Raw genomic sequence first — 18,655 nt, forward strand, 5'->3', positions numbered from 1 at the left:
CGTATAATACTGTTAAATCATTATTTTAGGAAAAAGAGGTTTTAATCATGTTGCAAGCTGTTGTTCACGGCTTTTTGCTGGCACTTGGCTTAATTCTCCCGCTCGGTGCACAGAATATTTTTGTTTTTAATCAAGGTGCAAACCATAAAAGTTTTATAAGGACTCTGCCTGTCGTTATCACAGCAGGACTTTGCGATACATTACTCGTGCTGCTTGCCGTATTAGGTGTCTCTCTAATCCTCACGCAATATCCCGCCCTGCAGCTGGCCATTTATTTAATCGGCCTCGCGTTCCTGCTCTATATGGCGTGGTCGTTATGGCATGAGCAACCATCGAATACATCTGATGCACCGCCGATGTCTGCAGCGAAACAGATCAGCTTCGCAATGTCTGTCTCTCTCCTCAATCCTCATGCTATCATGGATACAATTGGCGTCATCGGTACGAGTGCCACGTTATATAGCGGCGGAGAAAAAGCAGCTTTTACGCTGGCTACTATCACTGTTTCATGGCTATGGTTTTCAGCACTTGCACTCGCTGGTAAAAAACTCGGACAAGTCGATTCATCCGGCAGATTTATCATGATTTTAAACAAGGTATCGAGTATCATCATCTTAATTGTCGCATGCATTATCATCAAGAATATCATGACCTTTTTGTAAGCAGGTCATTCAAATGCCGAGGAATACTTAACAGTGCCTTTCATATTCGCAAGCCGATTTTCATCTAAAGGCAGCACCATAAAATATTCCTCCGGCACATCAAACGGTGGGTAAATCCCGTAATCACTCGCTTTTCTAAAGCCGAACTTCGGATAATAAGTATGATGCCCCAGCACTATAATGGATGAATAGTCTGCCCTTCCAGCCATGTCAACAGCCTGACGGATAAGCTGACTGCCAATCCCTTGATGCTGATAGGCAGGCAGAACAGATAAAGGTGCTAGTGCAAGCGCATGATGATGCGCCTGTCCATCCATAACCTGTATCTTAGACATCATTATATGCCCGACAATTTTCGTATGATCTACAGCAACGAGAGACAATGCCGGGATGTAAGCATCCGACTCTTTAATCTTCATAATCAGCTCTTGCTCCGTATGATCACTCATCTCTTCATCTTTAAATGCCGCTTCTACCACCTTTTGAATTTCAATCAATTACAAGTTACTACTAGATATCTTTATACTAGCCTAACTATTATGTTTGATAAAGATTGAAGGAGGGGTGCTTGTTTACTCAATTGACGTATTCATCCGCACCCATTACTAAAAATTCTAACAGACTGTTTGAACCAATCTTTCACTTCATTCTAAAAGATCATAGTTCTAAAACTAACGTTGCACCGATTAATCAGTATAATTTGTTTCACTTCATTCTAAAAGATCATAGTTCTAAAACACATGCGGGGAATGTGCAAAGTACCGTAACGTTTCACTTCATTCTAAAAGATCATAGTTCTAAAACCGTAATCCGGATTTCATAGCTGAGAGAGTGGTTTCACTTCATTCTAAAAGATCATAGTTCTAAAACTACGGCCCTCATTGTTTTCATAGCTTCGTGGTTTCACTTCATTCTAAAAGATCATAGTTCTAAAACTGTGCGTCTTGTTCCTATCGGTAGAAAATGTTTCACTTCATTCTAAAAGATCATAGTTCTAAAACACAGAGGAAAGCTACAAGCCTTTGAATGTGTTTCACTTCATTCTAAAAGATCATAGTTCTAAAACTCGTCTAACCACCTTTTCTGCTTGCGATAGGTTTCACTTCATTCTAAAAGATCATAGTTCTAAAACAGCAGAACAACGACGCGCAGGGAATCCGCCGTTTCACTTCATTCTAAAAGATCATAGTTCTAAAACAAAGGCGCCGTTGACCTCATTTGTCGACAGTTTCACTTCATTCTAAAAGATCATAGTTCTAAAACATTTGACATAGTAATCCGCAATGTGTCACTGTTTCACTTCATTCTAAAAGATCATAGTTCTAAAACATATATTCCAGTTCTACCTGTACGCCTTTGTTTCACTTCATTCTAAAAGATCATAGTTCTAAAACAACTGGATATAGAGGGTATCAACTTCAATTGTTTCACTTCATTCTAAAAGATCATAGTTCTAAAACGGTGCAACTGGAATGGTTGAGGTCATCAACGTTTCACTTCATTCTAAAAGATCATAGTTCTAAAACGTTGGTCACTTCATCAAATTCACCATTATGTTTCACTTCATTCTAAAAGATCATAGTTCTAAAACGTTGAAGTGATTGTATTCTCTGCTGTTTGCGTTTCACTTCATTCTAAAAGATCATAGTTCTAAAACGCAAAAATCAGATGGGATGACTGCACAGGTGTTTCACTTCATTCTAAAAGATCATAGTTCTAAAACTCACATAGTCTGTTGTCATCTGATATTGCGGTTTCACTTCATTCTAAAAGATCATAGTTCTAAAACGGGCGAGCGAGAAGCTGACTTCCTAAATTGTTTCACTTCATTCTAAAAGATCATAGTTCTAAAACTATTTAGATGCCAGAATCCGTAACATAGAAGTTTCACTTCATTCTAAAAGATCATAGTTCTAAAACACTTGTCACAGTTAGTTGGTAAAGAAGCGGGTTTCACTTCATTCTAAAAGATCATAGTTCTAAAACTTGATCCATAAACCTAAAATCTTTTATTTGTTTCACTTCATTCTAAAAGATCATAGTTCTAAAACTTGATCCATAAACCTAAAATCTTTTATTTGTTTCACTTCATTCTAAAAGATCATAGTTCTAAAACGGAAAAACGAAATAAAAAACTTGTAGAGAGTTTCACTTCATTCTAAAAGATCATAGTTCTAAAACTACGTGCCAGGGATATTCGTGACCAGGATAGTTTCACTTCATTCTAAAAGATCATAGTTCTAAAACACAAGACTGATGGTCAAGCATGTCACTGCAGTTTCACTTCATTCTAAAAGATCATAGTTCTAAAACGTGATGCATAGCAGGTAGATGAAGAAGTAGGTTTCACTTCATTCTAAAAGATCATAGTTCTAAAACATCTAAATGCACCCATTCGTTCGAGCCTTTGTTTCACTTCATTCTAAAAGATCATAGTTCTAAAACGGTGTGTCTATATAGCACGATAGGATAATCGTTTCACTTCATTCTAAAAGATCATAGTTCTAAAACTTCCTGCTGTTCCTTGATGGTGTTCTCACAGTTTCACTTCATTCTAAAAGATCATAGTTCTAAAACGAAATACGCTGCAAGGCTTGGACGCAAGGAGTTTCACTTCATTCTAAAAGATCATAGTTCTAAAACGATGCCTTCCAAGTCTTCCTGCGTGCAACAGTTTCACTTCATTCTAAAAGATCATAGTTCTAAAACTATCAATGTTGACGATTTGGCAAAGGCGGTGTTTCACTTCATTCTAAAAGATCATAGTTCTAAAACGCGTCTTTTGCAGTTTCCTCAACTTTTTTGTTTCACTTCATTCTAAAAGATCATAGTTCTAAAACGGAAGTAATTAAACATACCAAGAGCCATCAGTTTCACTTCATTCTAAAAGATCATAGTTCTAAAACGCAAGTCGTGCATCCTCCGGTAGAGATTCGTTTCACTTCATTCTAAAAGATCATAGTTCTAAAACAAATCAACACACCTGACACATGTCTTCTTCGTTTCACTTCATTCTAAAAGATCATAGTTCTAAAACACACTGCTCATCACTCGGTCGCTGGGACAGTTTCACTTCATTCTAAAAGATCATAGTTCTAAAACATCAGCAGAGTCCACCTTACCGCAGTCGACGTTTCACTTCATTCTAAAAGATCATAGTTCTAAAACTCTTGCAATATCTGATGAAATTAATAATGGTTTCACTTCATTCTAAAAGATCATAGTTCTAAAACAGTACCGTTCTGCTGCTTGTTTGGCTAATTGTTTCACTTCATTCTAAAAGATCATAGTTCTAAAACGAAGTACAAACCATCGCAGCACACATTGAGTTTCACTTCATTCTAAAAGATCATAGTTCTAAAACGTTGCGACGCTTGACCAGTTAGATCCCCAGTTTCACTTCATTCTAAAAGATCATAGTTCTAAAACATGAACAAACTTTTAATCAATCATATGATAGTTTCACTTCATTCTAAAAGATCATAGTTCTAAAACGTCTAAGTCGACGCTTGCTGAACTTACAACGTTTCACTTCATTCTAAAAGATCATAGTTCTAAAACTCATGCGAATATATGTTCTTTTTATGGAACGTTTCACTTCATTCTAAAAGATCATAGTTCTAAAACGCTGCTCTGATATCACCATCTCCAAACTCAGTTTCACTTCATTCTAAAAGATCATAGTTCTAAAACGTATTCCCAGGACAAGCTAAAGAACTTAAGGTTTCACTTCATTCTAAAAGATCATAGTTCTAAAACGGCGACACCGTCGGGATATCCGGTAATTCGTTTCACTTCATTCTAAAAGATCATAGTTCTAAAACGAGCTCCTGCATCAACAATCCGTTCTTCTGGTTTCACTTCATTCTAAAAGATCATAGTTCTAAAACTCACAGGCGCAGGAATTGTGGCGGATGTCGTTTCACTTCATTCTAAAAGATCATAGTTCTAAAACCTGTACTTGTGCCATAGTCCAGATAAAAGCGTTTCACTTCATTCTAAAAGATCATAGTTCTAAAACGTCCCTTATGAAATTGAAGTTGATATCCTCGTTTCACTTCATTCTAAAAGATCATAGTTCTAAAACGCGTATGCTGCTCTTTAAGTTCATCTGCTTGTTTCACTTCATTCTAAAAGATCATAGTTCTAAAACACTTTCTGAGAAACATTTAACAGATGAAAGTTTCACTTCATTCTAAAAGATCATAGTTCTAAAACAAGTGATGATTGATTTCTGTGATCAATGGAGTTTCACTTCATTCTAAAAGATCATAGTTCTAAAACGCCGGCCGTCATAGCCAATCAGTTGAAAGGTTTCACTTCATTCTAAAAGATCATAGTTCTAAAACACCTCACGCTTCTTCAGTTCAGCCCACGTGTTTCACTTCATTCTAAAAGATCATAGTTCTAAAACCCTTCACGAACTGAAAATCTGTCCGATGGGTTTCACTTCATTCTAAAAGATCATAGTTCTAAAACCCCTGATTCTTGATACTGGTCAGGTATTCAGTTTCACTTCATTCTAAAAGATCATAGTTCTAAAACCTGCGCCCTGTGAGGAAGCCTACATAACCTGTTTCACTTCATTCTAAAAGATCATAGTTCTAAAACTGATAGGAAGTGATAGTTTGAGATGAAACGTTTCACTTCATTCTAAAAGATCATAGTTCTAAAACATATATCCGTACTCGGCAGCGTCTAGCTTCGTTTCACTTCATTCTAAAAGATCATAGTTCTAAAACGCATCATCGCTCTGATGTTTTCTTCTGTCGTTTCACTTCATTCTAAAAGATCATAGTTCTAAAACGGCGACCGAGTTCATAATGGTATGGCCACTGTTTCACTTCATTCTAAAAGATCATAGTTCTAAAACATCGGCGCAGCAGTCTTGCAGGTTGTTACGTTTCACTTCATTCTAAAAGATCATAGTTCTAAAACACGTCAGTGCCGTTCTGAATAGCTGCCGCGTTTCACTTCATTCTAAAAGATCATAGTTCTAAAACACATTGCTGCCTGACTCTCCCATAAATTCGTTTCACTTCATTCTAAAAGATCATAGTTCTAAAACGGCGGACAAGTTGATGTAAGTGTGAAAGTGTTTCACTTCATTCTAAAAGATCATAGTTCTAAAACACTTCTTTCAGGTCTGCTGACTCTTCGGCGGTTTCACTTCATTCTAAAAGATCATAGTTCTAAAACGAACCGTGCTTATAAGAACGAGCAAGGCAGTTTCACTTCATTCTAAAAGATCATAGTTCTAAAACAGTTTGCTGTCCTCGACTTGTGCTAAAACAGTTTCACTTCATTCTAAAAGATCATAGTTCTAAAACGAAGATCTAACAAGTAAGCTGGAGTGGTAGTTTCACTTCATTCTAAAAGATCATAGTTCTAAAACGCTCCATGTGGTGCAGATTGATTCCATTCAGTTTCACTTCATTCTAAAAGATCATAGTTCTAAAACTGTGCTGGTGCGTTCTGATTCTCGAATGAGTTTCACTTCATTCTAAAAGATCATAGTTCTAAAACCTGACTTGTTTTAATCTCAGTAGTTCATCTGTTTCACTTCATTCTAAAAGATCATAGTTCTAAAACTCACGCTACTACTTCAGGCAATATACTTAGTTTCACTTCATTCTAAAAGATCATAGTTCTAAAACACGCCGTATGTCATCAACAACGGCTTATCAGTTTCACTTCATTCTAAAAGATCATAGTTCTAAAACAAGTCGGTTTCTCGTAATAGTATTGACCTTGTTTCACTTCATTCTAAAAGATCATAGTTCTAAAACGCTCTTTCATCAGCTAGTTCTCCACAATTGTTTCACTTCATTCTAAAAGATCATAGTTCTAAAACCCGCGAAGCGTTCGAAGCGTGGGACAGCATGTTTCACTTCATTCTAAAAGATCATAGTTCTAAAACGCAGGAAACGATATCACAACAACGAACAAGTTTCACTTCATTCTAAAAGATCATAGTTCTAAAACTCTGTTTTGCGTAAGGTATAAGTAAAGGTGGTTTCACTTCATTCTAAAAGATCATAGTTCTAAAACGTTGGTCGTGTCGAGCGATACAATGTCAGGTTTCACTTCATTCTAAAAGATCATAGTTCTAAAACGTTCTGGTGGTAGCACCTGTTGAACTGTGAGTTTCACTTCATTCTAAAAGATCATAGTTCTAAAACAGCAGCAGCGCTCACTCTCTTTGCGATTTCGTTTCACTTCATTCTAAAAGATCATAGTTCTAAAACATACCCGTTGCAATCATTCCGCCCCGTTGTGTTTCACTTCATTCTAAAAGATCATAGTTCTAAAACGGTAAAGGAATGTCGTACAGCTCACGAGAGTTTCACTTCATTCTAAAAGATCATAGTTCTAAAACCTCAAATAACGATTCTATCGGTTATATTCTACTCTTTATAATGATAGCAAAACTTTTTTATAGTTAATTTAATTATACACAATTAATATTCATTAATAAATTTGATATAACGTTCATCTTTAATGAAGTAGTTCTTACTAAATTCATTTATAGCAATTTGTCGAATGATACATTCGTCTGGTTCATCAGCTGGAAACATTAATTTAAATTCTTCTCTTACCTGATTTAAATCATATAATGTCATATTACGTTTACTCAGTGCTAAGTTATCCGTTTCTATCATAAAATAAGGATGATTCGTTACGACTATTGTTGTCATATCATAACGTCTTATTAAATCAATAAATGCTTTGAAATCACTGCTACCTAAATTTGCCTCCGGAAACAATAAGAATAAGATATTTTCTTTTTTCTCATCTTTCAACAAATCGATACAAGCTTTTCGAGCTTGTATCGCATTTAAATTACTAAAATCGTTATGTATATCAATACAAAACAACTTCAGAAACTGTTTAAATTTCAATTGCGTTTCATCTAATTCGATTTGATAGTGTTCATCTTTAATTTTTAACTTCGAAGCAAGTGAACTAATTTCTTTTTCAATCTTTTGATATATCATTCCAATATCTTCATTGCCTAAACAATCTTTTTCGAATTGTCTCAAAATCGCATCTTTCATTTGTTTCTCAGATATTAAATCTAAAGTTCCACAGTTAATGACAATGCTATGAAACGATTTGACATTAACTGTGGTGATATCTTCATCAATCAATTCACTAAACAAGTCATCCCCGTCTTCTTTGGAATTAAGATAATTTAAGAGGTTACGTATAAATTCATTGCATTGAAATGTATCTTCAAATGCAATAGTATTTATCTTCTTTTCATGTATATCAATAACAGCAGACAAATTACTCGCAATCTTCATAGTTCAATCACACGATCTGTTCGTAAGCCTATCATGCCTTGAGGAGGTTCACCTACAAGATAAGTCATTTCACTGAATTGTTTTTCAGTCACTACTAATGTCTGAACCGTTCCGTTCAATGGTACTTCTCTTTGTAATTTATTCATCTGATGAATAAGGGTCCCTCTATTAAAAATCAATTTACTGAAAATAGAATATTGTACTCTGACATAACCTTCATTCGTCAAATATTTTACAAACTGACGATATGCTCTTTTTTCCCTTGATGTTTCAACTGGTAAATCGAACATTACAAACAGCCTCAAATATTTCGCCCCCATAGATGTCCCCTTTAATATTTCCAGCTCGGAAATTTAATATATTTCTCATTTCCAGTGGATAAATATTTAAACACACTTTCAACATAAATTTCTATAGCGTGTACTAGATAATATAATTTGTTATTAATAACTACCTTACAATTTAATACATCTACTATTTTACGCTTCTCATCTTTTTCGAATTCGTTGACTACATTTTTTAGCACTATGTAGTCAACCAATGGCCTCATGACTTCCATTAAATCAGATGCTAAATTATATAAATTAAATTCATTCCGATGCTTGATTCCGATTTCAGTTAGATAACCTTTACTTACAATTGTTCTAGCAAATATAGCAAGTAGAATTTGATAACCATAATCTAGCCCGGCATTTTTAACGTGTTCAGTTTCACGTGTTATTTCATTGCCAAAAATGATATTGAAGTATACTTTTGCAGCGTGGCCCTCTCTATTAGTAGAATCTCCTGAAGTAGTTTCTTCTGCATATCGGTCAAACATCGTTAAATCTAATTGTCTAAAGTAATGGTTCAATACTTGTTTTTGATACATAATCTTTTTTTGTATTATAAGTTGCCATAATCGCTCTTTATGAGATTTCTGCCAGTTCATCTGTTGCTCAATCAATCTAGATTGACGATGATGACCATACACAGAATGGAGGAAGGTTTGTGGTAAGTGTTTCTTGTCACAAATTATTGTCATTATTTTATTTTCTGTTAGAACATTCATCAAATGTCCTGTCATCGTAATATTCGGATTCTCAATTATTAAACAACATATTTCACTTATCGGAACTTGTACTAATGTATCTGATTTTATAACCAAATGATTCATCCGCAGTGACAACTTTGATTCTTTCGTAATAATGACCGTTCTAAAACTCATTTTTTTGACTCCGCTAACTTAAACAGTGATTTTGGCTTGGTAGACTTTAAACCCGTTATGGATTGATATTGAATTTTAGCACTTAATTCTTTACCAAAGAATGTTTTATCCGACATTCCACTTAACCTGCCACCTAAATATTCAGATCGTCCTGCGTTTGCACCGGTAACTTTAAATATTTCTTTAATACATTTATTAAAATCTTCTAAAGTCATATCTGTTGTTTCAAAGTATCCGATAATTTTTTCAATTTTATTCTCTTTATCTTTCTTAGGTAATATTATTGAATATTCCGCAACTAGCTTTTTAGCTAGTGACTGATAAATTTCATTCAACTCATCAGGTGTTTTATTAATTCTTCCTTCCATCGTATTTTTTAAATTGAGCTGTTCATCAATACTCATTTCAAATTGGCGTCCATTAATGACTTCACCACTTGAAACGAAATAAGTGGGATGGCCATTAATGTGTATAATATCGCCTTTATGAATTTCGAATAGGTGCTTAGCTTCTACTACGTCTAATTTATTTTCTCTCTTTGCTAGATATAAAGCGAGTTCATCTTTCGTTAAATCTCGGTTCTGATAGCTCTCGATAACGAGTTCATCAAAGATACTATATTTTTCTTTAGTTTTACCATTCTTCCCCTTTTCAATATAGTAAACTGCATGAGACTTCAGTACTTTCATTTCTTTGTAGATCACAAAGTCATTTTTCCCGGATTGATATTTCGCTTGATTCAATTTAGGTGAATATGCTGTTTGTTTATAGAATGCACTTTCCTGTCCGCCGGTTTTTCTTGTGTAATTAATCTTGAAGTTGTCTATATCCATTTTAATTTTTGATATTAACATCTCTCCTTGAGATAAATCCATGTTTGCCATCTTTTTGAAGAAGAAGAAATCATCTCTTCTTCTATTCTGATTTAAATCTTCACCCATTGCCTTCCACTTCTGACGTACTTTTTCTCTCTTAAAGTTGAATTCAAAGAAATCAACGTCTGGATAAATTGCTCGGCCTGCTTGGTAAACGATGCCGTTCAAGTACGCATCAACAGCATGATGACTATCATTTAATTCACGTATCTTGGGTATTTTAAATTTCTTTCTCAATTCACTTACAAATCTTGATTTCATAGGGATTACTTTCGCATTTGGATATTCTTCATTTAAAAAGTCTCTTACGTGCACGGCTATCTGTCTTGTTTCAACGAGTTGTCTTTGAATAAACCCTTCTTTATCTAATTCCGAAAGAGTCGGTTTCATTAATTTTGCCAGCTTGCTACTACTGATGAGTCCGTTGTCGTTCAGACGTTTCCAGAAACTGATCATGATTCTGCGCTTGTCTTCAGTCATTTTTTCGAGCGGCATTGCATCACCTGACTTATTCTGATTTGCTGATTTAACTACTAGAACCTTATTGTTGATACTGTCATCTTTAATTAATCTTTGAGGATAGATGTGATCTATTTCGTACAGGCTGTTGGCTTGATCTTTTAGCAGTTTGTCTAAATCTATTCTTTCATGTGTGTACATGCATTTACCGTTTTGTGATAGATAAAGCCATAGTTTATCATTTCGAAAATCAAAATCTTCTTCTTGAGATTCTTCAATAACTTCTTTATATTCATTTATTGATTTTAGTTTTTTGTCTTTGATTAAACTATCCCACTGTTGTTGTCTGGACTTCTGACGTCTGCCTTTTTCACCATCTTCTGTCGCAAACTCCATCACTATATTCTCGGGCTCACCAAATATTGATGTAATCTCACGCACGATCTCAAGGGTATTCCATATACCTTTTTTAAGTGCGGGTGACGTAGCCAGTGCAGCAATATCCTTGTAACGGACTTGTTGATGCTCGATTTGATTCTCTTCAGCAATAAATTCTTTGAAGTTATAATCTTTACTCGTAATAATTTCCATAAAATTCTGATCGGTTCTTCTCATTAAATTAATCACAGAATAACCTTTGTAATTTTCAGTAAGTAGCTTATTACTTATTTTTCCCCACCCAGAGTAATTGAGTTTTTTCAATTCATCCATTTGCTTTCCAGTGAGTTCAGGGTATTTCTCTTTAATTTTATCCTCTAGAATACGCTTATCTTCAAAGATGGTAATCCAAAGAATGAGTTCTTCAATCATTTCATAGTTCTCATCAACATTTTCAAATATTCTTTTCATATCATAATAAGTTGATAATTTTGAAACAAATTTCTTTTCATCTTGTGTGCCGAATACTTTTAGTTTTTCTCCAGGTATAGAAAATTCAGCTTTATATTCTGATTTATTCAGTTTTTCTAGCAATACTTTATTCGTCACTGATTTATTTTTTTTGAATATTTCATTGTAGACATAAGTTTTCACTTCTGGCATTAATCTATATTTCTTATGTTTCGGAGCATTTTCAGGACGGATTTGAATACTATTTAGTTCATTCAATACTTCCATTTCCTGATAGAGCAAGCTATGTTTCGGTAAAACATCTTCATTCATTAAATATGTACATTTATTTGTCATACGCCGGATAAACTTCTCTGCACTGCTTGAACGATTGACTACTTCATTAAAGTTCCAAGGTGTAATGCGCTCGTTACTTTCACGCGACATCCAGCCATATTTCTGATTATCAGAACCTTTAACTAACGGCCCAACATAATATGGAATTCTAAATTGAATAATACTTAGAACTTGATCAATCATTTCAGCTGTTATTTCTTTATGGAATGTTTGCTGGTTTCTAAGTATATTCTCTGCTTCAAATAAATTATTCTGCATTGGAATACTTGAATTATCAACAGTGTTCATAACTCTTAGTAATTTACCTTCTTCCAGCAGTTGAGAATAAGGATGTTCTTTGTCGATATGTTTGCTTAACTCTTTCTTTAATTCGTCGTATTTATCTTTAGGATGCTTTAAATAGCGATCAAACAAACATAACTTTTTATAATTTTCTTCACTCGGTAATTTATTATAGTCTCTGATCGACTCTTTAGACGAAACAAATATATCTGTAAATAGTTTTTTGGAATCATCTTTTTTATAAATAATATCTTTAACCGTTTTAATTCTTCTTTAAATGTTTCATAGTCATTCACTTTAGAATCTGACACACAGCTGGCATCTCTTAAAATAGAATCTAGTACTAATGACATATAAACTTTATTCCCTAGTTCAATAAAATCACGTTGCTCTTGCGTTAATTGTTCACTCATGGACGCTTCGTAATCATCCGCTAAAGAATAAGATTGTTTCTGCTCCTTAAGTTCTTCATAGTTATCCATGCCAGGGAATAGTTCAAATTCTTTAAATTTCATACCCAGCAGCATCTTAAACATACCTGCTAAAGGTTTTTGAATTTTACTTAGTTGTTTAGACCGGTCATTTCGAGTGAGACCTTCCTGTTTCAATAGATCAAACATCTCTTTTAGATTAGCATCATCCATAACTAGGTTGACTTCATTTAATTCTTCAAACAAATTGATTAGTTGTTGAAAATCAGCAATACCTTCATTGCCTGTTCGCTTACTTAGATCTAATTGATCAAATAAGAAGTGACCACGATATTTGACCAAATGATAGATAGCCATATAGATAAGCTCCGGGGCAAACTTCTTCTTTTCATTCTGCAAAGCTTGCTGTAAATGATAGATAGTAGGATATGTCTTCTCATTCATACCGAGATATTTCAATACCTCTGATAAAGACTTCCCCTGAAAATCCTGATTATTATTTTTCCATTGATGTAACTGCTCGTATTTATAGAATGTTGGATTCTGAACAAGAGGAGCTAGAATTTCTTGAAGTAAGCCTAATCTTTTAATTCTACGATTATATCTTCTTCTTGTTCCTCTTTGAAGACGACGTTCCAGAGCAGTATTAGCTGCTTCGAATGTTAATACACCAATCGCATCTTTACCATGATATTTAAGAATATTGAAGTCTTTATCCATTGCGCTATAGCCAACTGAGGCTGTACCAATATCTAAACTTAAAGTATAAGAAAAATTTGATTTCTTCACATTATCATCTCCTTTGTCTAATAATGTAAATATACCATTATATACTCTTATAGCATATATATTATTTTAAATATTTTAAATATTTTGTAGACATTTTAATTTAATTCGTTATAATAAAAATTAGAAGTACTTCACTTCATTCTAAAAGATCATAGTTAAGTTAAAATAAGCTTAAAGCGTAAAAGTGATAATTGTATCAACACCTCACTGTGTCAGTGAGGTTTTTTTATTTTTAAACAAAAAAAACCACTTTCCGAATTATTTCGGAAAGTGGTTTCGTAATGCTTACATCATCCCTGGCATGCCGCCCATTCCCATGTCACCCATTGGTGCTTCTTTTTCTGGAATGTCTGCGACGACTGCTTCTGTTGTCAGGAACATGGCTGCGACTGATGCCGCGTTCTGTAATGCTGAACGTGTGACTTTAGTCGGATCGACGATACCTGCTTCAATCATGTTCACCCATTCATCTGTCGCTGCATTATAGCCGATGCCTGTTTCTGCATGCTTGATTTTCTCAACGATGACTGAGCCTTCAAGTCCTGCGTTTTCAGCAATCTGACGGATTGGTGCTTCCAGTGCTTTTAAGACGATTTTGACACCTGTTGCCACGTCACCTGTCGCTTCGATTTCTGCAACTTTATTGTAGATGGACACCAGTGCTGTTCCCCCACCTGCGACGATACCTTCTTCTACTGCCGCACGTGTTGAGTTCAGGGCGTCTTCGATACGGAGTTTACGTTCTTTAAGTTCTGTTTCTGTAGCAGCACCGACTTTAATGACTGCCACACCGCCTGATAATTTCGCTAAGCGCTCCTGTAATTTCTCTTTATCGAATTCAGATGTTATTTCTTCGATCTGTGCTTTTAATTGAGAGACACGCGCTGAGATGTTGTTCACATCGCCTTTACCTTCTACGATGGTTGTATCGTCTTTAGTCACGTGTACTTTCGCTGCCTGACCGAGCATATCGACTGTCGTTTCTTTCAGTTCCAGACCTAAGTCGTCTGTGATGACTTGTCCGCCTGTCAGAATAGCCAGGTCCTCAAGCATCGCTTTACGGCGGTCACCGAAGCCTGGTGCTTTGACTGCGACTGCTGTGAATGTACCACGTAAGCGGTTCAAGACGATGTTGGTCAGTGCATCACCTTCTACGTCTTCAGCGACGATTAAGATTGGACGTGATGTCTGTACCACTTGCTCAAGTAATGGCAGTAAGTCCTGGAATGATGAGATTTTTTTGTCTGTGATCAGGACGAATGGATTTTCAAGGTCAGCGACCATCTTATCTGAATCTGTCACCATGTAAGGTGATGCGTAACCACGGTCGAACTGCATGCCTTCTACGACTTCCAGTTCTGTCTTGAAGCCTTTCGATTCCTCGATGGTGATGACACCGTCGTTACCGACTTTCTCCATTGCCTCAGAGATGAACTGACCGATTTCCTCGTCAGCTGCTGAAATAGCACCGACCTGTGCGATTTCTTCTTTGCTTGATACTTGTTTAGAGATGGCTGCCAGTTCCTCTAATGCCACTGCGACTGCTTTGTCGATTCCTTGACGGATACCGACAGGGTTCGCACCGCTTGTGACGTTTTTCAGGCCTTCCTGAATCATCGCCTGCGCCAGTACTGTTGCAGTTGTTGTACCGTCACCTGCGATCTCGTTTGTTTTGTTCGCTACTTCTGCGACCAGTTTTGCACCCATGTTTTCGTATGGATCTTCTAATTCGATTTCTTTTGCGATGGTAACACCGTCATTTGTGATAAGCGGTGCGACGAATTTTTTATCAAGTACGACATTGCGACCTTTTGGCCCAAGCGTTACTTTAACTGCATTGGCAAGCTTATCAACACCTTCAAGCATTGAGCGTCTTGCATCTTCAGAGAATTTAATTTCTTTAGCCATGTGTGAATGCCTCCATTTTTAAATGTTTGATTATTCTACGATTGCGAGCACGTCGTCTTCAGACAGCACTAAATATTTAGCTTCGCCGACTTTCACTTCAGAACCACCGAACGGTGAATAGATGATTTTATCTCCTACTTTGACTTGCATCTCAGCGCGTGCGCCGTTCTCAAGCAGGCGACCAGGTCCTACTGCAGCAACGATACCTTCATTTGATTTTTCTTTAGCTGAATCTGTTAAGATGATACCACTTGCTGTCTTCTGCTCCTGTTCTTTGACTTCTAAAATCACGTTGTTCCCTAATGGTCTTAACATGTGAAATCCTCCTTAGTGGAATGTATAAGCACTCTATTGGTTCAAGTGCTAATATACTTCTATATTAATCAAAGAAGGTCAAAATTGCAATTGATTTGCTATATAAAATTTTTACTCACGCTATTTTTAATGTACAATGAAAGCATATTGAATTGAAGGAGTTAGCTATGAAATTAAGTCGTCTCTGGGCAGATATCCTCATTGTCCTTATTTACGGGGGAGCACAGATCTCTTCACTTATCCCTGCTGTTATTTACAAAGGCCAGAATCTTTCAGCGTCTGAAATGATGATGAAAGTGATTCCTTATATGATCGGTGCTTTTATTCTTGCTAGTATTCTGGTGTATTTCATCAATAGGAGCATCACGAACGAAACGCAGCTGGAACGTCTTCCTAAGGAGCGATGGCTGTATACCGTGATGTGGATCATCGCAGGATTCTTTATGGCGCTTGTCGCACAGGCCCTTATGAATATGATTAATATTTATGTGCTGCACCAGCCTGCTGAAAGTCAGAATACGACAGATATCATGGCCGTCGCAAAACAGAATCCGCTCTTTATTATCATCATTTCTCTTGCCGGACCGTTTCTTGAGGAGTTCGTCTTCCGTAAAGTCATCTTCGGTGAGCTGTATGAATTCATCCGTCTGCCACGCTGGGCGGCCTTTCTGATCGCGGGTACGCTGAGCGGCCTGATTTTCGCTGCTGCACATATGGATTTTGATCATACACTTATCTATCTGGGTATGGCTTTCGTCTTCGCCGGTCTCTACGTGGCGACCCGCCGCCTGATCGTACCGATTCTCGCCCATATGATGATGAACTCATTCGTTGTCATCATGCAGTTTACGATGGGTGACAAGATTGAAGAAGCTGCCAAGCAGATGAAGAGCACCGCGCAAATCATCTGGCACCTACTGATATAGTAAAAGTCTCAGTTCATTTCCGGACTGAGACTTTTTTTATTCTTCCAGCAGTTTAAGGACAGCCATTTTTCTCGCTACTTCACGCATCGTTTCATCTTGCTGCTGCATCCCCTGCTGATACTTGGACAGCTCCCAAACCAGCATCTTGACGGTGTTCACCAGCAGGAAAATATTGAACTCCTGCCTGTAATCCGCACAATTGATCTCAAATGGCAGCAGCTGAAAGAACGTTTCACGATAAGACCGGATCTCTTCTGCAGTCGCATAATCCTGCAGCAGCATCGTGATATCACGGACAGGTGAAGACAGGGCCGCCCGCTCCCAGTCAATCAGCTGAATGTCAGTACAATCAAAAATATTACCGCGGTGAAGGTCGCCGTGGGTCAGGACGAGTGGCAGCTTCTGATGATAATTTCTGACCCGCAGCGCATGATAATAGGGGTCGATTGCTGCCATCAGATGAATATTCAGTTCTCCGCAAAGGTCGCGCAGCCATACCCGCTCTATCTCATCCAGCGAGTAAAGAGGAAGGTCCACTGCGGCGCGCTGGATGCGGATGATCTTTGCCATGATACGCTTCATCTGCTCTGCCGTCAGATGCTGCCCCGTAAGCGCTGTACCCAGATCTTTCATGACCAGCACATCATTTTCTAAACAGACGACCGGCAGTTCAATCACTGGCTCGAGTTTGCGATAGATATCCGCTTCAGTCACATCAATCAGCTTGATCACCAGGTCACCCGTGCGGTAGAGCCGCTGGTCAAGCGTTTCAAAGTCCTCCGGTTTGAGCTGAAAACGCTGCGCGACTGCTAGTAGCGCTTGACGCCCCATAAACGTTCCTCGCAGCGCTCAATAATCGTGCGCAGCGCTTTGATACGTGCTGCCTTCTTGTTATTGGCAGGTACAATGACCCACGGCGCATGTTCTTTAGATGTCTTGTGGATCATCTCTTCACTTGCTTCGAGATAAATATCCCATTTCTCGCGGTTCCGCCAGTCTTCATCCGTAATCTTCCATTGTTTCTCCGGTGTGTTCTGACGTTCCTCAAAACGCGCCAGCTGCTCTTCTTTATCCAGCACGAGGAAGAACTTGATGACGATTGCCCCTTCCAGCGTCAGACTCTTTTCAAAGTCATTGATTTCCTCGTATGCGCGCTGCCATTCTTCTGTTGAAGCGAAGCCTTCCACACGCTCAACAAGCACTCTGCCGTACCAGCTGCGGTCAAAGATCTCGATATGGCCCGTTCTCGGAAGCTGTGTAGCGAAGCGCCATAGATAGTGATAGCTCAGTTCTGTCTCTGTAGGTGCAGAGATGGCATTGACTTCATACCCTGTCGGATCCAGGCTCTCACGGACACGTTTAATATTGCCGCCCTTGCCTGCCGCATCCATCCCTTCATAAACCAGGATCATCGGAATTTTGCGTTCATATAACGCATACTGCAGTTCACGCATACGCTGCTGCAGTTCCGGCAGTAATTTTTTGTACTCATCTTTCGACATCTCATCTTCCGTATCTTCGAATAAGTCTGTCTCAAAATGCTCTGAGAACTGGCCATCCACTTCTTTTTTCTCATCTTTTTTCTTCTTATCCTTCAGCGCTTGCTCCAGTTCCTTGATGAGGGTCTCATACATCTCATTAACCGCCTGACCACGCTCAGTGTAATTGATGGTGTGCCACGGTGCAATATCCTTTGTTTCGTCCATCAGCACAGTCATCTCATCCAGATAGATATCTGCCGGGATGGCTTTTTCAAATTCCTGTGCCTTCCAGCGCGTCAGAGGATTCTCCTTGGTCTGCTGGATATGTTCCTGCCGTTTCTTCTCATCGACGACCACATTGAACTTAATCATTCGATAGCCATCGTCAAGGAGCATCTTTTCAAATCCTTTAATTTCCGTCAGCAGAAGATGATGATCCTTGAATATCTCAGGCTTCAGATTATGATGTTTGTAATCAATCAGGTTGGCGTACCAGCTACGGAAGAACAGTGTCAAATCACCGCGCTTCGGTAAGTTCTTCCAGTAAGGAAATAGGAACGGCATTCTCAAGTCTTCTTCTGAGGGTGTCTTCGTGGCGTAGAAATGTGTGTATTTAGCATCCAGCGCGAGCAACAGTTCATTGGCCAGTCTTGATTTACCGGCCGCTGCCACACCTTCGAATAGGACCATGACAGGAATTTTCGCTTCATGGGTCTGTCTGACCAGTTCTGCCACTTTCAATTCTAATGCTTCATCAATTTTCGTCATCTCTCTCCTCCTTCTTATTACAATCTCTGTTCCCTCTTTCCGGACGCTTCATGTATCTTA

General features: G+C 37.6%; 12 protein-coding genes and 1 CRISPR repeat array. Of the genes, 2 read left to right on the forward strand and 10 right to left on the reverse strand.

The window, feature by feature from the left end:
- Positions 1-47 precede the first annotated feature (47 nt).
- Entirely contained in the window at positions 48-662 is a 615-nt protein-coding gene (locus ERX55_RS07125) for a LysE/ArgO family amino acid transporter (RefSeq protein WP_133451879.1), read from the forward strand.
- Between the two features lie 5 nt (positions 663-667).
- Here the strand turns inward: ERX55_RS07125 and ERX55_RS07130 are convergent, their stop codons facing one another.
- The 8 genes from ERX55_RS07130 to groES all read right to left on the reverse strand — a co-directional run bounded on the left by ERX55_RS07130 (position 668) and on the right by groES (position 15,420).
- A complete protein-coding gene (locus ERX55_RS07130; protein ID WP_243721474.1) occupies positions 668-1,159 on the reverse strand; it encodes a GNAT family N-acetyltransferase in 492 nt (163 codons plus the stop codon).
- Between the two features lie 139 nt (positions 1,160-1,298).
- Positions 1,299-7,041: a CRISPR direct-repeat array (repeat unit 36 nt; unit sequence GTTTCACTTCATTCTAAAAGATCATAGTTCTAAAAC).
- 82 nt (positions 7,042-7,123) lie between these two features.
- Positions 7,124-7,969 (reverse strand): hypothetical protein, encoded by an 846-nt coding sequence (locus ERX55_RS07135; protein ID WP_133451880.1) that lies wholly within the window; start codon positions 7,967-7,969, stop codon positions 7,124-7,126.
- Positions 7,966-8,289, reverse strand: coding sequence for a CRISPR-associated endonuclease Cas2 (gene cas2 / locus ERX55_RS07140; protein ID WP_243721475.1), 324 nt, complete (start codon positions 8,287-8,289; stop codon positions 7,966-7,968). The genes ERX55_RS07135 and cas2 overlap by 4 nt, the downstream gene beginning before the upstream one ends.
- Before the next feature lie 11 nt (positions 8,290-8,300).
- Positions 8,301-9,176, reverse strand: a complete 876-nt coding sequence (cas1, locus tag ERX55_RS07145; RefSeq protein ID WP_133451881.1) for a type II CRISPR-associated endonuclease Cas1 — start codon at positions 9,174-9,176, stop codon at positions 8,301-8,303.
- Positions 9,173-12,109 (reverse strand): type II CRISPR RNA-guided endonuclease Cas9, encoded by a 2,937-nt coding sequence (gene cas9 / locus ERX55_RS07150; protein WP_243721476.1) that lies wholly within the window; start codon positions 12,107-12,109, stop codon positions 9,173-9,175. Before cas9 (ERX55_RS07150) ends, cas1 begins: the two co-directional genes overlap by 4 nt.
- Positions 12,091-13,197 carry a type II CRISPR RNA-guided endonuclease Cas9 gene (cas9, locus tag ERX55_RS11545; protein ID WP_243721477.1) on the reverse strand — a complete coding sequence of 369 codons (1,107 nt, stop codon included), beginning with the start codon at positions 13,195-13,197 and terminating at the stop codon, positions 12,091-12,093. Before cas9 (ERX55_RS11545) ends, cas9 (ERX55_RS07150) begins: the two co-directional genes overlap by 19 nt.
- A gap of 285 nt (positions 13,198-13,482) precedes the next feature.
- Positions 13,483-15,105 carry a chaperonin GroEL gene (gene groL / locus ERX55_RS07155; RefSeq protein WP_133451882.1) on the reverse strand — a complete coding sequence of 541 codons (1,623 nt, stop codon included), beginning with the start codon at positions 15,103-15,105 and terminating at the stop codon, positions 13,483-13,485.
- Positions 15,106-15,135: 30 nt separating this feature from the next.
- Positions 15,136-15,420 (reverse strand): co-chaperone GroES, encoded by a 285-nt coding sequence (gene groES / locus ERX55_RS07160; RefSeq protein WP_133451883.1) that lies wholly within the window; start codon positions 15,418-15,420, stop codon positions 15,136-15,138.
- A 167-nt stretch (positions 15,421-15,587) separates the two neighbouring features.
- Here groES and mroQ point away from each other — a divergent pair, with 167 nt between their 5' ends.
- On the forward strand, positions 15,588-16,346 hold the full coding sequence (mroQ, locus tag ERX55_RS07165; RefSeq protein ID WP_133451884.1) for an intramembrane glutamic endopeptidase MroQ: 759 nt from the start codon (positions 15,588-15,590) through the stop codon (positions 16,344-16,346).
- 36 nt (positions 16,347-16,382) lie between these two features.
- Here mroQ and ERX55_RS07170 read toward each other — a convergent pair whose 3' ends face one another.
- Together ERX55_RS07170 and ERX55_RS07175 are read right to left on the reverse strand one after the other, a co-directional pair.
- The gene (locus tag ERX55_RS07170) at positions 16,383-17,177 is read right to left on the reverse strand and encodes a phosphotransferase family protein (RefSeq protein WP_133451885.1); all 795 of its coding nucleotides are present in this window, start codon (positions 17,175-17,177) and stop codon (positions 16,383-16,385) included.
- Positions 17,156-18,595: a phosphate--AMP phosphotransferase gene (locus tag ERX55_RS07175; RefSeq protein WP_133451886.1), complete on the reverse strand. Its 1,440-nt coding sequence runs from the start codon at positions 18,593-18,595 to the stop codon at positions 17,156-17,158. The genes ERX55_RS07170 and ERX55_RS07175 overlap by 22 nt, the downstream gene beginning before the upstream one ends.
- Positions 18,596-18,655: the final 60 nt, after the last annotated feature.

This window comes from Macrococcus bovicus (genome assembly GCF_004359575.1).
GTDB classification, from domain to species: Bacteria; Bacillota; Bacilli; order Staphylococcales; family Staphylococcaceae; genus Macrococcus; species Macrococcus bovicus.